Here is a 21,132-nt window from a genome sequence, read left to right on the forward strand (position 1 = left end):
TTTATCATAAAATCTTTATAAAAGAGTATTTTCTAAAAATTTTCTGAAAAAGTTTACAAGGATAAATTCCTACCTGTTGGACTAGCCGCTTTTGTTCAGAATTGCAAGACGTAGACACTCCCCAGCAGCAGCGTAGAATCGCTGCTTTCCACACCCAAATGTAACAGTTTAGTATCTTTCCCCTAAACTGCTACTTAAAATTTTCTGTAAAGGGAATAAAAAAATAAATATATTTATGTATAATATGCAATATTAATAATTATATACTAATCTTAGCAAAATAATATGAGTTGAGTTTCCAATTTTTTAAAAAATTTATTTTTTAAATTGACCTTTGAACTCAAAACTCAGGAGCAGAGCCAACACTGTTCGGATAAGCTGATTTATTAAACGACAAACCCTGTAGAGACGTTGGATTGCAACCGTCTCTACACACCTAAAATTCGCAGCAATAACCCTTAACTGAGTAGTATTGGGAGCAGAGCCACCAGACTTCCGTTGCCTCCAGTCAGAATTCAGGCCGGGTGTTCTTTTTGACTGGGTGAAGAGTGAAACAGAAATAGCCAGTCAATTCATTCTGGAGAGCAGACGTTTTTCCTTTGTCATTGTGCTATCAACAGTAAAGCCAGAAGGCTAAATGGATTTGCTATACTGCCTTCTGACTTTAAGATTGAGGGGTTGCAGGTGCAGACTTCTACCCTAGCACCATTTTGTAAGCCCTCTCATACTCATCGGTCATAGATTGGACGCTAAAGCGACTGATAACGTACTCGCGACACGTCTGCCGATCTAATTTTATGGCGTCTGGAATTACCTCAATCATTTTTTCCAGCGAGTAGCAAACGAAACCTGTTTTCCCGTGAGCAATCACTTCTGGGACTGAACCTAACGCCATGCCAATGACAGGTGTACCCGTTGCCATTGACTCAATCATAACCAAACCAAAAGGCTCTCGCCAGGTAATGGGGAACAAAGTCACACTCGCTCCCCCAAGCAATTTAACTTTTTCTTCGTGGGAAACCTCACCCAAGTACTGAATCTGTTCACCATCAATCAGAGGCTCCACTTGTTGGCGATAATAATCTTGGTCAACAGCGTCAACTTTGCCAGCCATCTTTAGTGGTAAGCCAGCAGCACGAGCAATTTTCATTGCTTCCACTGGTCCTTTTTCTGGGGAAATCCGTCCTACAAATGCGAGGTATGTAGGTTGTGTCGCTTCGGGATGGAAGGGATAGGCAGTTGTGTCAATGCCGTTATAAACGGTATGAATGTAGTTTAAGCCTAAGCGCGGTTCTCGTTGTGCCTCACTGATACTGATGAAAGGTTGCCACGCAAAACGCCGATACATTTTCTCATTATCGGACGTAAAAACACCATGCATTGTGTGTACAGTGGGTGTTTTCACAAAACCAGAGTAAGGAAGGGCAGAACAACCTATATGAGAGTGAATGATATCAAAATGATGGGCGTGTTGATAAACCTCAGCTAGCATCATCTGCTCGTAGAGTATTGGCTCTTTGATATTGGGGTCAAGTCGTAGAGCCTGGTTATGGACTGAACGGACCTTTGCTTTGGTAATCGAGTCACCAGAAGCAAACAAGGTAACATCATGACCGCGCCTAACTAATTCGTCTGTAAGGAGTTGAACAATGAGTTCAATACCGCCGTAGCGAAAGGGAGGAACTCGCTCCCATAAAGGAGAAATTTGGGCTATTCTCATGTTTCACCTAAGCAGGTAAGTGTCAGCATATTAACCCCGGAAAACTATGACCAACAGACTCATAGTTTTAAGAAGATTGGGCAAATATGCAACGCTTTATGTTTACTGTTGTTGCAAACCCTGATGGTGGAATTTTAGTCAACTGCATCATACGGCATTGGGGAATGATTTTTCCTACTTTTTTATTAAAAAAAATTTCTGGATAGAATCATCCCCCCCATCAAGGCTTCCTTTGTTTATGGGTTAACTATTTTACCTAGCTGCTATTGCAGACTTCACTGCTTGCAGCAACAGGTAAATTTTGAGATTTATCTCATCGTTTTAAGAATTTTGAAAATTATTGATAAAGTCATATTACATGAATTAGTTATATTTCGCAACACGCTTCTTGAGCGGTTAATACAAAAACTTCTATAGTTCCTCCTCCGTACTTAAAAAGTCGATAAGATTAATTATTGTAAATAATTATACATTTAGACAAGAACTTATCAAAGAAAAAGTACGGCTCAAGTTGTTGCGTATTCAAATTACATAAACCTTTAGGTTAGCTATGTATGAAAATCTAACTCTTTGCCTAGTGAGATAGTAGTAAAAAATCCTTATTCAATAGACATACAACCCTTTGGTGATATGCTCTAAAGTAATCTCTGAAGAGAGTTATCTTGTGGATAGCGCCATTTTTGGAAGTTGATTATTACCTCCACAGATCTACTAGATTGCGCGTAAGCAGGTTTCTTGTATAGCACAACTTTGGTCGTTAGTCACTTTTGTCAAAAATAACCTTCCTGAGTTCCAAGTGCTGATCAGTCGTTTTTGGGTTCAATTCTTTAAAGGACTCCAGTCAAAAGGAAAATGATAAAAAGCTCCTAAAATTTTTTATTAGAGAAAAGAGATTTTTTTTCTTAATAAGGAAACCTGTTGTCATTCAGCTTATGTTGATTGCACTGACAAAACAAATGAGTTGACTATTTTGTGCATTATATTATGTGCGTAGTGCCTATAAACTGTAAACCATATCAAGCATAAAACTGTGCGGTTTCCCTACTTTCCATTTTCTAGTCAGTCTATTCTTTGAAACCTTACCATTGTGGTAAATAGCTGAAGAATACTTGTGTGAAGAACAGAACAACTGTAGCGGATGACCAACGATTAGCGTTACCCGTGGGGATATACTCAAAACTCAGGACTTAAGACTTAACATTGATGAATATGGTGGTTTATTTCTGTAGGATACTTATCTATACTGCTAAAGCTGCCGTCGGTTAGCTGGCGGGAAACCTAGGCAAAAGGTTGCGGCATAAGCAACGTGCTGCGCCTGCCCAAACTCTCAAGGTGTCTTTCACTATTCTTTACATATTGCAACTATCTCGTTCACTTGAGAGTCCGTTGTAATTTGTACAATGCATCTGTGACATCGATTCATTCGCGATTGTGGCTCCTTAAAGAAATTGATGAGCATTTCGACTTCCGTGCTGAGTGAACTGCTACAGGGTCTACCCAACCTGAGACCTCAAATATATTTCAAGGCTTCACTAACGGCGCTCTCCCACGCAATGGAAGACCAAGTTTTGGCTGCTACTTTGGAGCAGCCTCTGGTCATTGCTAGCTTCCAAAGAGAGCGATTCTACCGCCAAGAAGCTCATCGATATCAGCGGCTTGCCCAGCGCAGTAATCAAATATACGTATTATCCGCACCCGAAACGGATTTTACCAACAGTTCGGAACACTACGAAAAGATTGCCTTTGAACCAGATGATGGCTTAAGTCAAGAGTGGCACTTGGTGGTGATTGCCCAAAACTATGCGACTTGTCTGGTTTGCCGGGAAAGCATTGGTTCTCTTGCCAAAAATCAGCAACTGCCGGAGCTAAGTCCGAGTTTAGATATGGACACGGCGCGAAGGTTTGAAGGAATTTGGACAGCAGAACGGGGGGTGAGCCTGAAAGTTGCTGAATTGCTATTGGACAGGATTTTAGTTTACAGACCAGAACTGGCAAACAAAATTCACTTCTGCCGCCAGAGGTTTGGGATAGAGGAGAGTCCGAGAGAAACAAAAACAGACCAGATCAACGAATATGCCTGCGACATAGACACTGACCCATTTGTACGGCGTTTAGTGACTTACCTGCAAGCAAGTCAGTACAAATTGCACAAAGCATACCGTTCCATCGCAGCCCAAGCACGCAAAGAACGCTTGGTCAATACGATTAGCACCGCTATTAGGCGATCGCTCAACCTTCAAGACATTCTCCAAGTCGCAACCCAAGAACTGGGACAAAACTTAGGAGCGTCTCGCTGTTTAATCTACCGCGCTCAAGGCACGGATGCCAAAGCCTCAATTGAACACGAGTTTTTGAGTTCTGGTATACCATCTCTTCTTGGACAAACCTGGCAATTGGAGAATAATCTCCTATTTCGAGAAGTGGTACTGCAAAGCGCGGGGGTTTGTGTTGCCGATACTCAGACTGACGTTCGCATTACCAGTTCTAAAGAACTTTGGGAACTCGTGAAAAAGTATGGCATTCGTTCTTGGTTGATGGAACCAGTGTTCTACCAGGGGCGGTTGTTGGGTATCGTTGAGCTGCACTACTGCAACGAAACTTTACACGATTGGCAAGTTGGGGACTTTGACCTAGTAGAAGCTATTGCCACCCAAGTGGGAGTAGCCCTGATCCAGGCAGAGGCTTATGCCAACCTAGAAGACCTTAACAAGCAGTTGGAAGCTCTTGACCGTACCCGCAGCAACTTGATAGCCATCACCGGACATGAACTCCGTACCCCCTTATCTACCATTCAGGTGTGCTTGGAAAGTCTTACCAGCGAACCGGATATGCCTCCAGAGTTGCGCCAGGTCATGCTAGACACTGCTCTTACTGACTCAGAACGGATGCGGAAACTCATACAAGATTTCCTGACGCTTTCCAATTTGGAAAGCGGTCGGGTAGAGTGGCATCCAGAATCCCTCAGCTTAGAAGAATGTGTGGAACTGTCACTCAGTCGCATTCGCACCCGGTTTGTCTCCGAAAATCTGCCCAAAATTACGACTCAACTTGCAAAAAACTTGCCTTTGGTCAAAGCCGATGGAGATTGGCTAGTGGAAGTACTGGCAAAACTGATAGACAACGCTTGCAAATTTACACCGACAGAGGGACAAATCACCATTAAGGCACGCAACCGAAATAAAATGGTTGAAGTCACTGTGGCTGACACCGGACGCGGTATTGAACCACATCTTCTAGAAATCGTTTTTGACCGCTTCTATCAAGAAGAAGGAGCACTGCGCCGCACCACTGGTGGCACAGGTCTTGGTTTAGCAATTTGCCGTCAAATTGTCAATGGCTGGGGTGGAGAGATTTGGGCAAAATCAAACGGCAAAAACCAAGGCAGTCAGTTTCACTTCACCATACCCATCATTGAGGGGAGCCAACAGCAAAAGCCGTCAAAAGTCAAGAGGAAATAGTCCTTTGTCCCTTCTCCTTCGTCCAAGCTAGTAACAAAGGACAAATGACAAATGACTAATAACTGTTACAGACTATGACGCGATCGCAATATGACCCTAGTCGCGGTGTTACGATGCCGTAAAAACGTTGAGAGAAAACTTTATGGCAGAAACACTTTCTGGACAAACCCCCATATTTGGTGGTAGTACTGGCGGGTTGCTGGCAAAAGCAGAACGGGAAGAAAAGTACGCTATCACTTGGACTAGCCCCAAGGAGCAGCCTTTTGAAATGCCTACAGGCGGTACTGCTATCATGCGCCAAGGAGAAAACCTGCTGTATCTGGCTCGTAAGGAATACGGTATCTATTTGGGCGGGCAGGTCTTCCGGAAATTGAAAATCACAAACTACAAAGTTTACCGGATTTATCCCAACGGAGAAATTCAGTACATACACCCGGCTGATGGTGTCTTCCCAGAGAAGGTCAACCCAGGTCGTGAGAAAGTGCGTTATGTAGACCGCAATATCGGCAAGAACCCCAGTCCAGCAGCAGTCAAGTTCAGCGGTACAGCTACCTATGACTCTCCAACTCCAACCAATAGTTAATAGGTAATCTAAAAAACAGAAAATAGGGCATGGGGAACAGGCAAAAATATTAATTGCTTATTCTCAATTCCCTATTTCCTTGGAAAAATTTATGATTTTCCCAGAGTTTTCCCAGTTTTCCTAACTAGCAAAACAAGGCAACTTTATCCCGGTGTGTCAGGAATGGTTAGCCGACCTCGAAACACCAGTATCGGCTTGGTATAAAGTATGTGCCGGACAGCCCTACAGCTTTTTGTTGGAATCAGTAGAAGGTGGGGAAAAGCTGGGCAGAACTAGATTCACAAGGCGAGGTAATAGCAACTGTACGCCCCATTGCTAAAACACGCCCACGAGGTAAAACTCCTCTTTGCTTTGCGCGAAATAATTCCAAGGTAGCAACTACACCAACGCCGCCACTTTCTCCAACAACCCCTGAAACAACCTCAACCCATCGCTACCACCCAGCATTGGGTCAGATGCCCTTTCTGGATGCGGCATCATGCCCAACACATTGCCCGTAGGATTGCAAATCCCCGCGATATTGTTCAATGAGCCGTTAAGATTATCTCCCTCGTAGCGGAATAACACTTGAGCGTTATCTTCCAGTTCTGATAACGTAGCTCCATCAGCGTAGAATTGCCCTTCTCCGTGGGCAATAGGCAGAGTGATAATTTCACCTTTTTGATAACCTTGCGTCCAAGATAGGTCTGTGCGCTCAACTTTCACAGGGACGCGATCGCAGATAAAATGCAAATCCCGATTTTTAACCAACGCTCCTGGTAACAGCCCTGCCTCAGTTAATACTTGAAAGCCGTTGCAAATACCGAGAACAGCTTTCCCCTTTTGAGCGTGTTCTACTACTTGCTGCATAACAGGCGAAAACCGCGCGATTGCACCGCAGCGCAAATAATCGCCGTAGCTAAAGCCACCTGGTATAATGATGACATCCAAATCCGAAATATCAGTTTCTTGATGCCAAACCATGCGAGTTGGTTGCTTCAGCAAGTCTCTTGTTACGTAAGCAACGTCGCGATCGCAATTAGAACCCGGAAAAACAACAACCCCAAATTTCATGTTATTTGTTATCAGTTAGTTGTTAGTTGTTAGTCGTTAGTTGTTAGTTGTTAGTTGTTAGTTGTTGTTTCACTAACTACTACCTACTAACTAGTACCTACTAACGACTTTCCATCTCCTCAATACACTCCCGTTTGTGACTCAACCTCAGTCAAATCAAAGCGATAATTTTCTATCACTGGATTGGCTAACATTTGGTCACACATCCGATCCAGGTTCTGACGGGCTGTACCTTCATCAGGTGAGGTGAGAGTTATTTCAATGTACTTGCCGATCCGCACCTGATCAACATTATCGTATCCCAGTTGCTTCAGATTAGATTGTACTGCTACACCAGCAGGGTCAAGAACTGAAGGACGGAGAGTTACAAAAATTTTGGCTAGATACTTCCTTTGCACTGGCTTTTGCTGAATACTGCTACGCTCATACTATATCTTTACTGTCCCAACTAGAGGACAATAAGATAACAAGGAATTAGAGTTAAGCTAGAAGTTAGCCAAGAGAACATTTTCAACAATTGGCGTTTTTTACTATTGTCTATGAGAGCCATACGCACCCGCAGTCAAGAGCGTATTCTAAATCTACTAAAAACCGTTAAACAAGGCATTTCCGCCCAGGATATTTATGTGGAATTACGTAACCGTAACCAAAACCTGGGTTTAGCAACAGTTTACCGCTCATTGGAAGCCTTAAAACTTGAAGGCATGGTGCAAGTGCGGACATTAGCTAACGGTGAAGCCCTTTATAGTTTAGCGCAACAAGACAAGCACCACCTGACCTGCTTGCAATGCGGTGCTTCCATTCCGATTAATCAATGCCCTGTCCACGACCTAGAAGCTCAGTTGCAATCTACACATAAGTTTAAGATTTTTTACCACACTCTAGAGTTTTTCGGTTTATGCACCCAATGCCAGTTAGCTCAAGCTGCGGCTACAGAATAAGAGAGGATGGACAGATAAGGAAGATGAGGAAGATGAGAAAGTAATTTCTTCCCCTTGTTCCTCCATTCCCCCACTCCTCCACTCCTAGCTGGCGTGTTTGTTATTTACTGGGGGCATTTCCTTCGCCAACAACGGGTTTGAGTCAGTCTGACCATCTGAGACAATCGAGCGTATACCCTCCAAAGTGGCGGGAATGGTGCGCGGGTCCATAAACATGACTTTGCTGCTCTCGCTTTTACCAATCGTTGCACCCATATCCAGATATCCCAAGGCAAACAGAACTTCTAAAGCTTGATGAGCAAGAGGGTTAGTTTGGATTTTTTGGGCAATAATGTCCGCAGACTCAGCAATCGCTTGTGCTTTAAGAACTTGCTGCTGGCGTTCGGCTTGTGCTTTAAGAACGATCGCTTTTTGTTCAGCTTCCGCCTGTAAAATGACCGCTTTTTGACGGGCTTCTGCGTCGAGAAGTTGGGCGTCTGCTTTACCTCTAGCGCTATTAACAGCTGATTCGCGATCGCCTTCGGAAGTTAAAATTGCTGCCCGTTTGCGCCGTTCCGCTGACATTTGCAGTTCCATTGACTCCCTGACTGCTTGTGAAGGAATAATATCCCGCAGTTCCACCCGCGTGACCTTCACACCCCAAGGATCGGTCGCAACGTCCAATTCGTGCAAAAGAGTTTCATTAATTTGAGAACGGGCTGTAAAAGTCTCATCCAATTCCAGTTTGCCCATTTCGGCACGAATTTGAGTCAGTACCAAATTTACCATTGCCGCCTGGAGATTTTCCACTTTGTAGTAGGATTTCTCCATATCCATAATCCGCCAGTAAACTACCGCATCAGCGGTAATCGTCACATTATCCCGGGTGATGCATTGTTGGGGCGGGATATCTAAAACTTTTTCTCGGATGGTTTCGCGGAAGACAACTCTATCAACAAAGGGAACGACAAAGTTAAGTCCTGGTTCTAACTTTTTGTTATAGCTTCCCAAGCGTTCCACCAAGGCTTCATTACCCTGATTCACAACTTTCACAGAACCTGCTAAGGCAGAACCGCCTAGAGCTAAAAATACAAGTAAAAAGAACTGTTCCATAAAAAATTTTCCAAATTAAAAAAAAGAATTATGAGTGCAACAGATTTTCTGGCATCACAATGAGGGTGGTGCCTTCGCGTCTTGTGACGTAAACTCTTTGATTGGGTGGTATGCTGAGTTTTTCATCGTCACAACGTGCCCGCCAAGAATTCCCCTCATACAGCACTCGTCCTGGTTTCCCGGCTGGAATCTCAGTTAAAGTTTCAGCTATAATTGCATGCTGAATTTTCGACCTGCGTCGTGGTAATGTCACAAATCGCCGCGAAAGTAAGACAAGGACTGTGGAAAGCAACAGCCAAACCACAACTTGCAGCCATAAATTGCCCAAAATCGCTTGAGACAGAAACGCCACCACCAGGGCGCTAATTCCCATCAAGAAAGCGACGAAAGCTATTGGCACAAATAGTTCAATCAAACACAGACTTGCTCCTGCCAACAACCAGATTAAGGTAGTACTTGGCATAATGCCATCCTAGACAATACATTCACCTCGTCAATACATTTTTATGATTAGATACAGTCATGCCTTGACTGTTTCCTGAAAGCGAAAGTAAATTTTTTGCGGTAAATTTTGATAAGTTTTAGTAACAATATGTTTAACTAAAAGAACACAATTCCAGTCTATTCTAACCTTCAGGTATTTGACTGCCAAATTTAATCGTAATTAACCCTTATATTTATCCAAAAATTCACACTTGCATGATTTCAAATCAGCGGATAATCTATTGCACAAATCCCAGCTGTACTCAACCTATTAATTCTGTGGGGGATAGTGTTTGTGCAACTTGTCAAACCCCCTTAGTTTACCGCTACCTTTGGGCAACTGGTTCATCAGTTGCCGAAATCCAACCTGGAGAAAAGGTGGCAAATAGGTATGAGGTGATTACCCCGAGTATTTGGCTGGATACTCAACCAGGACTATTGCCAGATATACCTGAAGAATTGTCAAAAGAAATTGTGTCTTATCTGCGATTATATCAACACAGATTACATATTCCTCAGGCATACGGGTTTGCTTACAATGATATTCTCTTACTGGAAAATGCGCCGATAGATGAGACGGGAAATCTCTACCCAGCAATAACAGATGCATGGGAGCAAGCACAAGCCGTAAGACAAGTTTACTGGTTGTGGCAAATTCTCCAACTGTGGACGCCTCTATCAGAATTGGGAGTCGCTGGCAGTTTGCTCATTCCAGATAATTTACGAGTGCAAGGTTGGTGCGTGCGACTGTTGGAACTTGTAGAGACGTTGCATACAACGTCTCTACAGCAGTTGGGCGAGTGTTGGCAACCTTGGGTAGCTGCGGCAAAAACACCAGTGACACAAGAGTTGAAGAATATTGTCCAGCAGATGTGTAATGAGGAAGCAAATTTAGACTCTATTGCAAATCAACTTAATGCATTACTCCTATCATCAGCAGCAGATTTGCCATTAACCCTAAAGGTTGCAGGTGCAACAGATACAGGTCCACAACAAACGCAAAATGAAGACACTTGCTATCCCAACAACTCTGGTGACTCAGACGACTCATTACTGCCATATGTGTCGATTGTTTGTGATGGTATTGGTGGACACGAAGGTGGCGAAGTTGCAAGTTTACTAGCCGTGCGATCGCTAAAGTTACAACTTCGCGCCTTACTAACAGAGATTACAGAACAAGCAGATATCTTGCCGCCGGACTTGATCCAAAAACAACTAGAGGCAAGTTTGCGAATTGTGAATAATGTAATTTGCAGTGGCAATGATGAGCAAAAACGCGAAGGCACCCAACGCATGGGTACGACTCTCGTGATGGCGCTGCAATTACCTCAAGTTATTAAAACTCCTTCTGAGGGTAAGTCACAAAACGCTCATGAGCTTTACTTAGTTAGTATCGGCGATAGCCGTGCCTACTGGATGACGCCCAATTATTGCCAAATTTTAACAGTAGATGATGATGTGGCAGGGCGAGAAGTCCGCTATGGTCGCAGTTTGTATCGCAAAGCACTTCAACGCCCAGATGCGACTGCCCTGACTCAAGCTTTAGGGACAAAAGAAGGCGAATTTCTGCGTCCTGTGATTCAGCGATTTATTTTAGAAGAAGACGGCATCTTGCTGCTGTGTTCTGATGGTTTAAGTGAGAATGATTGGATAGAACACTCTTGGCGAGATTATGCTGTACCCGTGTTACAAGGTACACTTTCTTTGGAAGATGCTGTCGGAGCGTGGATCGACTTGGCAAACCAGAAAAATGCTCATGATAATACATCAGTCGTTCTCACCCATTGTCAAGTTTCCCCAGACTACATAGTGCCAATAACTCGGGCACTACCACCTGTAGAAATAACACAAGCAGAACAAGAACAACAATCTGAGTTGACAGCAAGTTCTCAAGCGCTTTTGGAGTTGGTGTCTGAAGAATCACCTGCAACAGATAAGACCAAAACCCCTACTAAACGACAAGGACAGCAAAAGTGGTGGGTTGTGCTTGGGGGATTATTAGCGCTTGTGGGTGGTATGAGTTTAGGATTATTTGCTTGGTGGCGGCTAAGTCCTCAAACATTCCAGCAGACGTGTCAGCAACTTCCCCAGAAAGTGCAGCAATTGTGTCCGCCACAGAAGTAAAGACTCAAGCGCGAGTGTTTGAACTCTAAATTGGTTTGCGAAAAAGGAGTAATATCCTATCCGGAATTAGCAATGATCTACGTGATGTTTAATTTTAGCTAGCATAAAATTAACCTCCTCCACAGCAGCTATGGCGAAAAATTGCTTGCGGATTACTCATCAAGAGGATACCATTCAACTTTCTTGGCAACGGGGACAGGCAGCGCCTCGGTTTGCCGATGTCGTAGAATTTGAGCATCCTTTTAATCAGCAAGCGCTTACCGACTTGCGCTGGTATTTAGAAGAATATTTACGCCATCCCTACGGACTCGCGCCAGACAACGCCGCAAAGATAGAGCAAAAGTTGCAGAATTGGGGAGAACAGTTATTTGAATTAGTGTTTCGCAGTAGCGAGAAGGCGCGGGAATTTTTTCAAGCAGCTACCTACGATGGGCTGCATAACTGCGAACTGGTGATTACTTCTGATGATCCCACGGTGTTAAATTTACCTTGGGAATTGCTGTACTCACCAAGCGATCGCCAATTTCTCGCCCCATCTCTAGCTGGAATGTCCCGCAGTCTGAGTGAGTATGCTGTGCGGGCGGAAATGTCACCATTGCCCCAGGATAAACTGAATATCTTGCTAGTGATTGCCCGTCCCTATGGGGAAAGAGATATTGCTCTGAAAACTATTGCTCGTCCATTACTAGATTCTGTTTCACAAATTCGTCAAAAAGTCAATATTAAAGTCTTGCGTCCGCCTAGCTTTGAGGAGTTTGAACGGGAACTGAATAGAAACAAAGGATTTTATCATATAGTCCATTTTGACGGACACGGCGATTTTGACGGCAATAGCCAAGGATTTCAGCATACCTTGGGTGGGTTGGGACAAGGAGTATTAGTATTTGAAGCCCTTGATGGTTCACCGCAAATTATCACAGCGGCACAAATTGCCCAGAATTTGGCAGATTGCGGTGTGCCGATTTTTGTGTTGAACGCTTGCAAATCAGCCCAGGAAGGAGAAGCAAAATTTTCTTCAGTGGCTACGCGCTTGGTGTCCTTAGGGGCGAAGGGTGTTGTCGCGATGGCTTATTCTGTCTATGCTGTGGCGGCGAAACATTTCATCGGACGGTTATATGGCGAGTTGGTAGCGGGTGCGAGTCTTTCTAACGCGGTAGCGGCTGGGCGTAAAGCAATTTTAAATCAGCCGCAGCGTCCAAGTCCCAAAGGAGATAAACCGTTGCGAGATTGGTTGGTTCCCGTGTTGTATCAGCAGGAACCTTACACGCCGTTTATTCCGGAAAATAATACAGATATTCCCGATATTGACGATTTGCTTGTAGAGACGCGCCATGGCGCGTCTCTACATGGGTTTCCAGAAGCGGGTGCTTACGGTTTTATTGGGCGAGATTACGATATTTTGCGGTTAGAGCGCGGATTTCGGCAAAATAATATTGTACTGGTGCAAGGCATGGGCGGCGTGGGGAAAACTGAGTTAGCCTGTGGGTTTGCACGGTGGTTAGAAGAAACTCAGGGACGTGCTGGCAAGATATTTTTTGTGTCCTTTGAACATGGAGTGACGCTGAGTCATGTAATCAACCAAGTGGGTAGCGAAGTTTGGGGAGATAAGTTTTCTCCGCTTTCTACAGATAAACAACGGTTGGCGGTGTTGAAGTATCTCCAAACTCAGCCTTGTTTATTGATTTGGGATAACTTTGAACCAGTCAACGGCTTTCCCACAGGAAATGAACCTTTATTGAATGGGGAGGAGAGAAGCGAACTCAAGCAATTTCTTAAAGAATTGCGCGGTGGGAAAACTTGGGTGTTGATTACCAGTCGCCGGGAGGAACCTTGGCTTGACTGTGGTTACACGCTGCTGAATTTGGGCGGGTTGCGCGAACAGGATGTAGAAGAATTAGCGGCAAAGATTTTGCAAACGGCGGGAGTAGACAGGGCGAAGTTACCGAAAGAGTATTTAGAGTTGTTGAAACTGTTGGGCGGACATCCCTTGTCGCTGCGGGTGGTGTTACCGCATTTGAAGACGCAGACACCAGTGCAGTTGATGAATATCTTCAATTAGGTACAGTAGCAGAAGCACAGCAGCAATTTGATGATGCTTTTGCCTATTATAAAAAAGCCTTGAAAATTTTTGAAGATGTAAAAAATTGGGAAAAGGCTGCTACCGTCTATCATCAATTAGGCATTATGGCACATCGGCAAAATTTGTTTAAGGATGCAATTGATTATTGCCAAAAAGCCGTGAAAATTAGAGAAGAAACACAGAATTGGTACAAAGCTGCGGATGGCTATTATGTTTTGGGTATGGTAGCACAGGCGTTACAGCTATTTGAAGAAGCATTTAATTATTACCAAAAAGCATTTGTAATTTTTCAAAATTTTCAAGATTGGTATAAAATCCCATTAGTTTTGATGGGATTGGGTAACATTTTAGAAAACCAATCAAATTGGACAGAAGCAGTGAAAAGTTATGTGCAAGCTTTAAATATAGATTTGCAACATAATCAAGAGTGGTTTGATTTGCTTATCAAAGGTTTAGCGCGAATCCTCATGCAAGTGGGAGAAAATGAATTTAAGGTGATTTGGCGCGACGTAACGGGTGAGGAATGCGCGGGTGAGGTGCGCGAGGTAATTTGGGCGGCGCGGGATAGTTAGGTTGGTCAGATTCCCGACTTCTTGAAGAAGTCGGGAATCTCGCGGTTTCATTCATAAGTTTTATTTAAGCTGTCGTAACGAATCCATAAGCGGTTGCTACGACAACAACTTCGGGAGTGACGACAACAACTCTGGGAGTAACGACAGCAACTCTGGGAGTGATGACAACAACTCTGGAAGTAACGACAGCAACTCTGGAAGTAACGACAAGCAGATGATTCGTGAGTGCGATCGCCATTTCAACAATAAGACGCTGATTTGCGAATGCGATCGCGTTCCGCGCAGCGAAGCTGATCGCGACGTTTACAACAGTCGTGTTTAATAGCGCTTCTCGTTTGGATGAAATAATTATTTATCTGTGTCCATCTGTGTCCATCTGTGGTTCTTATTTCTTGATGTATTGCACTTAACTCCCGAACCGCTATATTCTAGAAATAAAAAGGAGCAAAAGTATGCAAGCCTACAAGTTGAATGCAACAATTGATGAATCAGGTCACTTAATTATTGACGAACCTCTGAATATTGCTCCTGGTAAGGTGGAAGTCATTATTTTGCAATCAGAAGCATCTGTACAAACTTCTACAGAAACTCAAACTCAACCACAGCCTACAAAGCAAAAAAGAGTAGTAGAATGCTCTATCCCCATTTTGAAAGAGTGGTTAGAAAGCACAGAACCAACTCCTTCAGACTTTGACCCTGAGCAAGCAAAATGGGACTATTTGAAGGAGAAACATAATCTGTGAAGGTCTTGCTAGACACTAATATAATTCTTGATTTTGCTCTGGAACGACATCCCTTTTACACTAACAGCGTACAAGTATTATCGTTGATTTATCAAAAACAAATAGAAGGTTTTATTTCTGCTTCTACTTTTAGTGACCTTTATTACATTGTCCGCAAAGATAAAGGTCGAGCATCTGCTTTATCCCTTTTAAACAGAATTGTAACTTTCTGCCAAGTTGCTACAGTAGACCAAGCAGTCATCTCAATGGCGCTAACTGTCAACTTTAAAGATTTTGAAGACGCTATTCAATACAGCACTGCGGTTCTTAATCGCTTAGATGCTATTATTACTCGCAACCCAGTTGATTTTCCGGTAACGATTCCACGAATAATTACCCCTGAACAATTAATTCAAGAATTCAGCAATCCTTGATTATTTTGCTAAAAATATATCTATGAATACCCAATTAACCCCTTCTGAAATTCAACAAATTCAACAACTTCTCAAAGACGAACCTGCACAAAAAGCGCTTTCCACTCTAGAACAAAACTAACGGTAACCTAGAAGCTACTTTTGACACCCTCTGGCAAGAACAATTCGGCATTCAAGAGTACGGCAAGGGCAAATCTCTATTGCAGCTTACACTAGAAGAAATCCGCGCTGAAATATGCGGTGATGCGGGTTTACGAGGCAAACTCAAGGAATACACGAATAATCCTGGTAGCGCTTCTTTACTTAACAGTATTATTGGTTCATTGGTGACAGTTGCAGCGTTAAATGGCATACCTATTGATGGAGCGATCGCTACAATTGTCGCGTTATATATTTTAAAAATTGGACTGAATGTTTTCTGTAAATATACTGCTTCAGAGGGTGAAGAGGAGAAGAAATAAATTTCTCTGTATCTACACACAATATATATTAAATTAAATATTTGGAGTAAAACCAAGAACTATCCTAAGATTTCATCAACAGTAATCATCACATCAGAAAATGCCTGAATTGATAAACTATTACCCCGCTTCAACTTGGAAACATTCCGATATCCCTCAGTTGTCGGTTCTCGAAAAACTTCCACAGATTGCTCATTAATATCCACTAACCAAACTTCAGTTATCTTCTCTTCTGCATAAAGAGGAATTTTTACTTCCAGGTCATATTTAACGGTTGTATCTGCTACTTCTATGAGCAGGAAAATATCGGTTGGTTGAGGATGTGCGTTTTCATAAAAATCTTCGCGGGGTTGCAGCAATGTTACATCTGGCTGCGGTTCGGAGTTATTGTTTAATATGACGGGATTTTGGGGAGCAAGTATGATACGTTTTCCCAACCGCTGAATCAATAAGTTAACAAGTCGATTCACACAAGCAGCGTGTTTAGTCCCAATCGGTGACATTTCAATAATCTCTCCTCGTATCAATTCTACTCGGTCATCCTTGGCAAGAATTCCCGATTCAGCCATTTTGTGGTATTGCTCAACTGTGAATTTCCGTCTTAGTAATTGCACAGACATCGCCACCTCTACTTTTTTCCATATCTTAAATTATGAGATTTGTTGCAAAAATACAATGCTTCAGCACTGCAACAAGGCGAAGATGCGTTACGGACTTCGTCCTAACACATCCTACAAATCTTTTAAAGTATTGATGCAAGAGGTCTAGTATTTGGAACCACAGATGCACACAGATACACACAGATAATTAATCTGTGTACATCTGTGTTAATACCTGTGGTTTTATTGCCAGCTTCCGCGACTTCCTAACCAAGCAGTTGACCTTGGGAACATTCAAGAGTGAAGATAATAAGGACTAGACCTCTTGCCAAAGTACGAGGCAACTTTGTTGTTGCCCTTACCCTGTATGTCTTTTCGTTGATTGGAAGAACAAAAGGGTCAGGACTAAGGCTAAACATGAAATAATAAAAGCCTGCACAGCCAAGATTTGTTTGTCTAGCAGCAACAGAGGCGTTAAGACGGCGTGTCTGTGCAGACTACGAACAGCAACAAATTGTGCAAGCAGTCTATTTTTCAAAAAAGCAAGTTCAGTGAGGGATGGCTGTGGAGACAGTTGTGGAACAAAAGCTAGGTGTAAATACTGTTATGAAAATTGGCGATCGCATCCGCGTTAAAGAATCCGTCATAGTTTACCATCATCCAGAGCATCGCGGTAAAGCTTTTGACCTCAAAGGTACAGAAGGTGACGTGGTAGGTATTATCAATCAATGGCAAGGTAGACCTGTTAGCGCTAACTTGCCCATTCAAGTCCAGTTTAGTAAAAAATTCAAGGCACACTTGCGTGAAAATGAATTAGAAATCCTCTGAATCGCTCGTTGGCAGCCAGACCACTGCATTTTTTGATATCTCTGTTGAAAATAAGTAGCCTCCTTTTGGCAGGAGGCTGTACGTTACTTTATCTAGATGAATGTTCAACTACATTATTCCGAAAGATTGTGAAGAACCTGTGGAGAGCAACAGCTAAACGTACAATTAAGCTAATCGTCATTCAGTTTTCCAGGATGATTCGCTTGTAGTAAGGGCTTCAGCCCTAGCTCTATGCAACTTGAATGCTCATTAGCTTATCACCATAGGTGGTTGAGAAAAATCCTGGATCAGCTGATTCATGGAAATATCGCCAGTTCCGTTGCTGGGTCAAAAAAGTGAAGTTTTTCTGGCGTCAAAGATAACCACAGTTGCTCGCCATAAGACACAAAGCGTTCTGGTGGAACTCGTACTTGCACTTCGTTGATTGGAAAGGCAGCTTTTTGAAAACCAGGTTCGAGAAGTCTTGTGGAAAGATATGTATCGTTGCCGAGATTCTCTACCAATTCTACTTGCACTGGTAAATTTTTATTTGCAGGCACGCTTAAAATCAAGTGTTCCGGGCGAATTCCTAAAATAAGGGTTTGCCCGTCGTATTTTTGCAAAGCACTTGCCCAAAGTTCTGGCAAGGTGAGGCGAAAATCACCATTAGTAATCAACAGGGGAGCGTGGAACTCCACAGGGATAAAATTCATCGGTGGTGAACCAATAAATTCAGCAACAAAGCGGTTAGCAGGATAGTTGTAAAGTTCTAAAGGAGCAGCAACTTGTTGCAGTTGACCATGATTGAGGATAGCAATGCGATCGCCCATCGTCATGGCTTCCGTTTGGTCGTGGGTGACGTAAATCGTTGTCACACCTAACTGGCGCTGTAATTTCACAATTTGGGCGCGAGTTTGGGCACGCAGTTTGGCATCTAAGTTAGAAAGTGGTTCATCCATCAAAAACACTTGGGGATTACGTGCGATCGCTCTTCCCAGTGCAACTCTTTGCCTTTGTCCACCAGAGAGCTGCTTGGGTAAACGATTGAGTAAGGCTTCAATTTGCAACAGTTGGGCAACAGTACGCACTCGCTCATCCACGACTCGTTCTTGATCAGAGATATATCTTAGTCCCTTAGGAAGCGCCCTTGTTATCCCCATTAATAAATTTTCAGCCCAATTACGAAGATCGGATAAGGAGGATGAGGAAGATATAACTCCCTCATGTTCCCCATCTCCCAAAGGACGGCGTCGCAGTCCAAAAGCAATGTTGTCATACACCGTCATGTGGGGATACAAAGCATAATTTTGAAACACCATAGCAATGTCGCGTTCCTTGGGGGGTAGGTCATTGACTAGGCGATCGCCCACCCAAATATTGCCTCCTGTCATGACTTCCAACCCAGCGATTAACCGCAAAAGGGTGCTTTTCCCACAACCGGAAGGACCCACCAGCACCATAAATTCACCATCTGCTACCGTTAGGTTAATCCGCCGTAAAACATTGACGCTTTCCCCACGGTGAACAACTGTATCACCTTGCTTCCCAGAGTTGAGAGGGTGTTGTGTTTGGGATGCAACACCTTCGCCTTTGCGAGGGGGAAAACTTTTATAAACATTTTCTAAAACAACTTGCGCCACGGGAGTTTGAGGTAACTGCAACAATAATTGGATAGTTTCTGTGAATGAGTGTCAGGAATTGGTTCTGGAAATGATGGCTTGTGTTCGCAATAAACAGGCATTTTATCACCAGGGTTTGATGGCTATGCTGCTTATACAGCAACCACTTTAACTTCTTTGTCGCCCCCTCAACAGTTCAAGGCTTTGGCTACTGATTTGCTCGTCACTCACGCCAGCCTGTTGAAAATAAGGCTGAAGAATAGGGCGTGCATCAATGATGTAATCTGGCTGACTTTCCTCAAGTTGGTCATCCGTGTCAGTCCATAAGTAAAACCGATCCGGAAAGACCATCAGGAAATATGGGGCTTTTGGGAAAGTTTCGTGCGCGAGAATATTGCCCCGGAGCTGGGCAGCCCACTCTGGTGATGCATTGCGTTTGGTCTTAACCTCAACAACAAGCATTAGTTGACCATTGCGGTTATCAACTAACAAATCCCAGCCATCATCCCAATTAGAAGACATGAATAAAATCTATTTTATGATTGACTACTCATCATTTTGACGCAGAATACTCTCTGTGTGAGCTATTATCACAACTGTTGGCAAAAGAATCCGGATAGCTGCAAAAAGGTTTGTATGTAATTTTGTATACATACTTGAAGAAGGCAGCTATGCTGGAGGCAAAGAGCAGAAGGAACAAGTCAGAAGGGGATTCGATCCCTCCTGACTTGGAGCCACTGAACGGGAGTTCAGTGGGGGTCTTAAACCCTTGCACACCAGTGGTCGCAGCAGAGAACAGAGGAGCCAGCACCGTGGGCGGCTGTGCCGACTTGAGGAGCCACACTGCGCCCTTGGGGGTCTACCCCGTTGTAAGCCCTATGTCCGTGCCTCCTATGGCTTCGCCACGCCAAAGGCGAACGGAGGATCTGACGCTAACGCCTTTGGCGTGGCGAAGCCATAGGAGATAGCAAGTGGCGTGCGACTGGCGTGGCAGTATTCCTTCTGCCTCCAGCCCCACGAGGTTAACCCTGGAACAAAGCCAGCTTTTCAAGGCTAATTCGTCATCACCCACAGAAAATCGTTTTGTTAATAAGGCTGGTAATAAGGCTGGCTTTGTTCTTAACCGGGATGCGAAGCCCGAAGCCTTTGTTGATAATTTTGTCATTCGCATGAAAACTCCTGGTTTTCAAATACTGGCGTTATAAACTTGGGGAGTCTCTAAGGATACATGAGCATGAACGTCTATCACCGCAAGTTGTATGCTCTACTGCACGAACCAACAAAACCTGTTCAGTGCAATCTTATGTGCCAACAGCTACAATGCTTACAAGAACATCTTGTGGAATTGGACGCATGGTGGAGTAAGGGAAGCAGTCTAGGTAAGCAAGCGGCTCTTATTAGCAGTTCTTCTGACCGAGTGAACCTGGAATTGAATTCACTAGCTGCCTTTAACAATGTGCAGGTGCGCCATCCAATCAGTGGAGAGTCTCAGGAAATTACGGCACAGGAAATTAATACAGCATTTGAAATTAGTCAGATAGCTGCAGAACCAGATGTGGAAAAGGTATTTTGGTGGTTTTGGCGGTTCTATCCGGAGGCGTTGGCAAGTAAACAACCGAATGCACTTTTAATTCCTGCTCACAAAATTCTCCCAGATTGTCCGCGCGCCTGATCCCAGCAGTAATGAGACAAATCCCTACCGCAGTGAGCTACAAAAATGGAAGCAACAAGGTTGTTGGGAGTGGAATAAACTCTGGGATGCTCAAATAGAGACTACCTGGGAGAGTTACTGGACAGCTGTACCTTTGGGCAACCCTGAACAGTCATTGGAGATATCCAAAAAGGACGGTAATTTTGATGATACTTGGAAAAAAGCACAGGATGCGATCGCACCTTCGCGTTTTGAGCAGTTCACCCCAACACAAGCCGAAGAAATAACTTACCACACCCTAAACGTTGGCACTTGGTGGGGGAATGTGCAATCGCGTCTTGGACAGTTGATTCAATCGGTAAAGAATACTCGTACTTGGCAGATACCCACAGCACCAGGGGAGCGTTCCACCCTTTCTGGTCAATTTAGTGCAGTGCATCCTCAACTGCATTACAAAAGTCATTTCAAAGAAGGTGCGGGGGTATCAACCAGTTCAATGCGCCTCTTCTGGCGAGTGATGGCTGAAGTTTATCCAGGGTTGTTTAATGGTTCAGAAAAGTTAAATGCCGTTGAACTTACTAAACGTCCAGAAAAAATGACTTGGGAAAAATGGATTGAGAAGTTAGAAGTAGAACAACGACTAGGAACTAAACCTGAAGATTTAGGAAACTTGCTGCGGTTTAGTGCATTCTGGGTAGACAAAATGGTGCAGCGCCAGAATTGGAAGTAAAAA

21 protein-coding genes and 1 pseudogene are annotated in these 21,132 nt (G+C 43.7%); 13 read left to right on the forward strand and 9 right to left on the reverse strand.

The window, feature by feature from the left end:
* Window positions 1–694: 694 nt before the first annotated feature.
* Window positions 695–1,720 carry a glycosyltransferase family 4 protein gene (locus MAS10914_RS0117815; protein WP_017317311.1) on the reverse strand — a complete coding sequence of 342 codons (1,026 nt, stop codon included), beginning with the start codon at window positions 1,718–1,720 and terminating at the stop codon, window positions 695–697.
* 1,451 nt (window positions 1,721–3,171) lie between these two features.
* On the opposite strand from MAS10914_RS0117815, the gene MAS10914_RS0117825 reads away from it, so the two are divergent.
* Together MAS10914_RS0117825 and MAS10914_RS0117830 are read left to right on the forward strand one after the other, a co-directional pair.
* A complete protein-coding gene (locus tag MAS10914_RS0117825) occupies window positions 3,172–5,178 on the forward strand; it encodes a DICT sensory domain-containing protein (protein WP_017317313.1) in 2,007 nt (668 codons plus the stop codon).
* A 142-nt stretch (window positions 5,179–5,320) separates the two neighbouring features.
* A complete protein-coding gene (locus MAS10914_RS0117830) occupies window positions 5,321–5,761 on the forward strand; it encodes a photosystem I reaction center subunit II PsaD (RefSeq protein WP_017317314.1) in 441 nt (146 codons plus the stop codon).
* A gap of 378 nt (window positions 5,762–6,139) precedes the next feature.
* On the opposite strand, the gene purQ is transcribed toward MAS10914_RS0117830, so the two are convergent.
* Window positions 6,140–6,814: a phosphoribosylformylglycinamidine synthase subunit PurQ gene (purQ, locus tag MAS10914_RS0117835; RefSeq protein ID WP_017317315.1), complete on the reverse strand. Its 675-nt coding sequence runs from the start codon at window positions 6,812–6,814 to the stop codon at window positions 6,140–6,142.
* A 119-nt stretch (window positions 6,815–6,933) separates the two neighbouring features.
* Complete coding sequence (gene purS, locus MAS10914_RS0117840) at window positions 6,934–7,212, reverse strand: phosphoribosylformylglycinamidine synthase subunit PurS (protein WP_017317316.1); 279 nt, start codon at window positions 7,210–7,212, stop codon at window positions 6,934–6,936.
* Window positions 7,213–7,353: 141 nt separating this feature from the next.
* Between purS and MAS10914_RS0117845 the strand changes: the two genes are divergently transcribed.
* Window positions 7,354–7,755: a Fur family transcriptional regulator gene (locus tag MAS10914_RS0117845; protein WP_017317317.1), complete on the forward strand. Its 402-nt coding sequence runs from the start codon at window positions 7,354–7,356 to the stop codon at window positions 7,753–7,755.
* An 84-nt stretch (window positions 7,756–7,839) separates the two neighbouring features.
* Here the strand turns inward: MAS10914_RS0117845 and MAS10914_RS0117850 are convergent, their stop codons facing one another.
* Together MAS10914_RS0117850 and MAS10914_RS0117855 are read right to left on the reverse strand one after the other, a co-directional pair.
* A complete protein-coding gene (locus MAS10914_RS0117850; RefSeq protein WP_017317318.1) occupies window positions 7,840–8,847 on the reverse strand; it encodes an SPFH domain-containing protein in 1,008 nt (335 codons plus the stop codon).
* A gap of 28 nt (window positions 8,848–8,875) precedes the next feature.
* Complete coding sequence (locus MAS10914_RS0117855; RefSeq protein ID WP_017317319.1) at window positions 8,876–9,310, reverse strand: NfeD family protein; 435 nt, start codon at window positions 9,308–9,310, stop codon at window positions 8,876–8,878.
* Between the two features lie 236 nt (window positions 9,311–9,546).
* Here MAS10914_RS0117855 and MAS10914_RS0117860 point away from each other — a divergent pair, with 236 nt between their 5' ends.
* From MAS10914_RS0117860 to MAS10914_RS36660, 3 genes and pseudogenes are all read left to right on the forward strand, one after another.
* The gene (locus tag MAS10914_RS0117860) at window positions 9,547–11,454 is read left to right on the forward strand and encodes a PP2C family protein-serine/threonine phosphatase (protein ID WP_026082629.1); all 1,908 of its coding nucleotides are present in this window, start codon (window positions 9,547–9,549) and stop codon (window positions 11,452–11,454) included.
* A 130-nt stretch (window positions 11,455–11,584) separates the two neighbouring features.
* Window positions 11,585–13,513, forward strand: coding sequence for a CHAT domain-containing protein (locus tag MAS10914_RS0117865; protein WP_026082630.1), 1,929 nt, complete (start codon window positions 11,585–11,587; stop codon window positions 13,511–13,513).
* A gap of 26 nt (window positions 13,514–13,539) precedes the next feature.
* Window positions 13,540–14,106 (forward strand): annotated as a pseudogene (locus MAS10914_RS36660) (tetratricopeptide repeat protein); the annotation flags it as partial.
* 64 nt (window positions 14,107–14,170) lie between these two features.
* Here MAS10914_RS36660 and MAS10914_RS34345 read toward each other — a convergent pair.
* Entirely contained in the window at window positions 14,171–14,344 is a 174-nt protein-coding gene (locus MAS10914_RS34345; protein ID WP_156818184.1) for a hypothetical protein, read from the reverse strand.
* Window positions 14,345–14,558: 214 nt separating this feature from the next.
* On the opposite strand from MAS10914_RS34345, the gene MAS10914_RS0117875 reads away from it, so the two are divergent.
* The 3 genes from MAS10914_RS0117875 (at window position 14,559) to MAS10914_RS36440 (ending at window position 15,723) form a co-directional block, all read left to right on the forward strand.
* On the forward strand, window positions 14,559–14,849 hold the full coding sequence (locus tag MAS10914_RS0117875; RefSeq protein ID WP_017317321.1) for a hypothetical protein: 291 nt from the start codon (window positions 14,559–14,561) through the stop codon (window positions 14,847–14,849).
* Window positions 14,846–15,262, forward strand: coding sequence for a type II toxin-antitoxin system VapC family toxin (locus MAS10914_RS0117880; RefSeq protein WP_017317322.1), 417 nt, complete (start codon window positions 14,846–14,848; stop codon window positions 15,260–15,262). The genes MAS10914_RS0117875 and MAS10914_RS0117880 overlap by 4 nt, the downstream gene beginning before the upstream one ends.
* A gap of 200 nt (window positions 15,263–15,462) precedes the next feature.
* Window positions 15,463–15,723 carry a hypothetical protein gene (locus tag MAS10914_RS36440; RefSeq protein WP_017317324.1) on the forward strand — a complete coding sequence of 87 codons (261 nt, stop codon included), beginning with the start codon at window positions 15,463–15,465 and terminating at the stop codon, window positions 15,721–15,723.
* A gap of 59 nt (window positions 15,724–15,782) precedes the next feature.
* Here the strand turns inward: MAS10914_RS36440 and MAS10914_RS0117890 are convergent, their stop codons facing one another.
* Entirely contained in the window at window positions 15,783–16,343 is a 561-nt protein-coding gene (locus MAS10914_RS0117890; protein WP_017317325.1) for a Uma2 family endonuclease, read from the reverse strand.
* 537 nt (window positions 16,344–16,880) lie between these two features.
* Here MAS10914_RS0117890 and MAS10914_RS0117895 point away from each other — a divergent pair.
* Window positions 16,881–17,150, forward strand: coding sequence for a ferredoxin-thioredoxin reductase variable chain (locus MAS10914_RS0117895; RefSeq protein ID WP_017317326.1), 270 nt, complete (start codon window positions 16,881–16,883; stop codon window positions 17,148–17,150).
* A 296-nt stretch (window positions 17,151–17,446) separates the two neighbouring features.
* On the opposite strand, the gene MAS10914_RS0117900 is transcribed toward MAS10914_RS0117895, so the two are convergent.
* Window positions 17,447–18,769 carry an ABC transporter ATP-binding protein gene (locus MAS10914_RS0117900; protein WP_026082632.1) on the reverse strand — a complete coding sequence of 441 codons (1,323 nt, stop codon included), beginning with the start codon at window positions 18,767–18,769 and terminating at the stop codon, window positions 17,447–17,449.
* Between the two features lie 147 nt (window positions 18,770–18,916).
* A complete protein-coding gene (locus MAS10914_RS0117905; RefSeq protein ID WP_017317328.1) occupies window positions 18,917–19,270 on the reverse strand; it encodes a hypothetical protein in 354 nt (117 codons plus the stop codon).
* Window positions 19,271–19,719: 449 nt separating this feature from the next.
* Between MAS10914_RS0117905 and MAS10914_RS0117910 the strand changes: the two genes are divergently transcribed.
* From MAS10914_RS0117910 to MAS10914_RS0117920, 3 genes are all read left to right on the forward strand, one after another.
* Window positions 19,720–19,953, forward strand: coding sequence for a hypothetical protein (locus tag MAS10914_RS0117910; protein WP_017317329.1), 234 nt, complete (start codon window positions 19,720–19,722; stop codon window positions 19,951–19,953).
* A 29-nt stretch (window positions 19,954–19,982) separates the two neighbouring features.
* Window positions 19,983–20,420: a hypothetical protein gene (locus MAS10914_RS0117915; RefSeq protein ID WP_026082633.1), complete on the forward strand. Its 438-nt coding sequence runs from the start codon at window positions 19,983–19,985 to the stop codon at window positions 20,418–20,420.
* Between the two features lie 133 nt (window positions 20,421–20,553).
* Window positions 20,554–21,129, forward strand: coding sequence for a hypothetical protein (locus MAS10914_RS0117920; protein ID WP_026082634.1), 576 nt, complete (start codon window positions 20,554–20,556; stop codon window positions 21,127–21,129).
* The last annotated feature ends 3 nt before the right edge of the window (window positions 21,130–21,132 follow it).

The sequence above is a fragment of the Mastigocladopsis repens PCC 10914 genome, from assembly GCF_000315565.1.
Lineage (GTDB): Bacteria > Cyanobacteriota > Cyanobacteriia > Cyanobacteriales > Nostocaceae > Mastigocladopsis > Mastigocladopsis repens.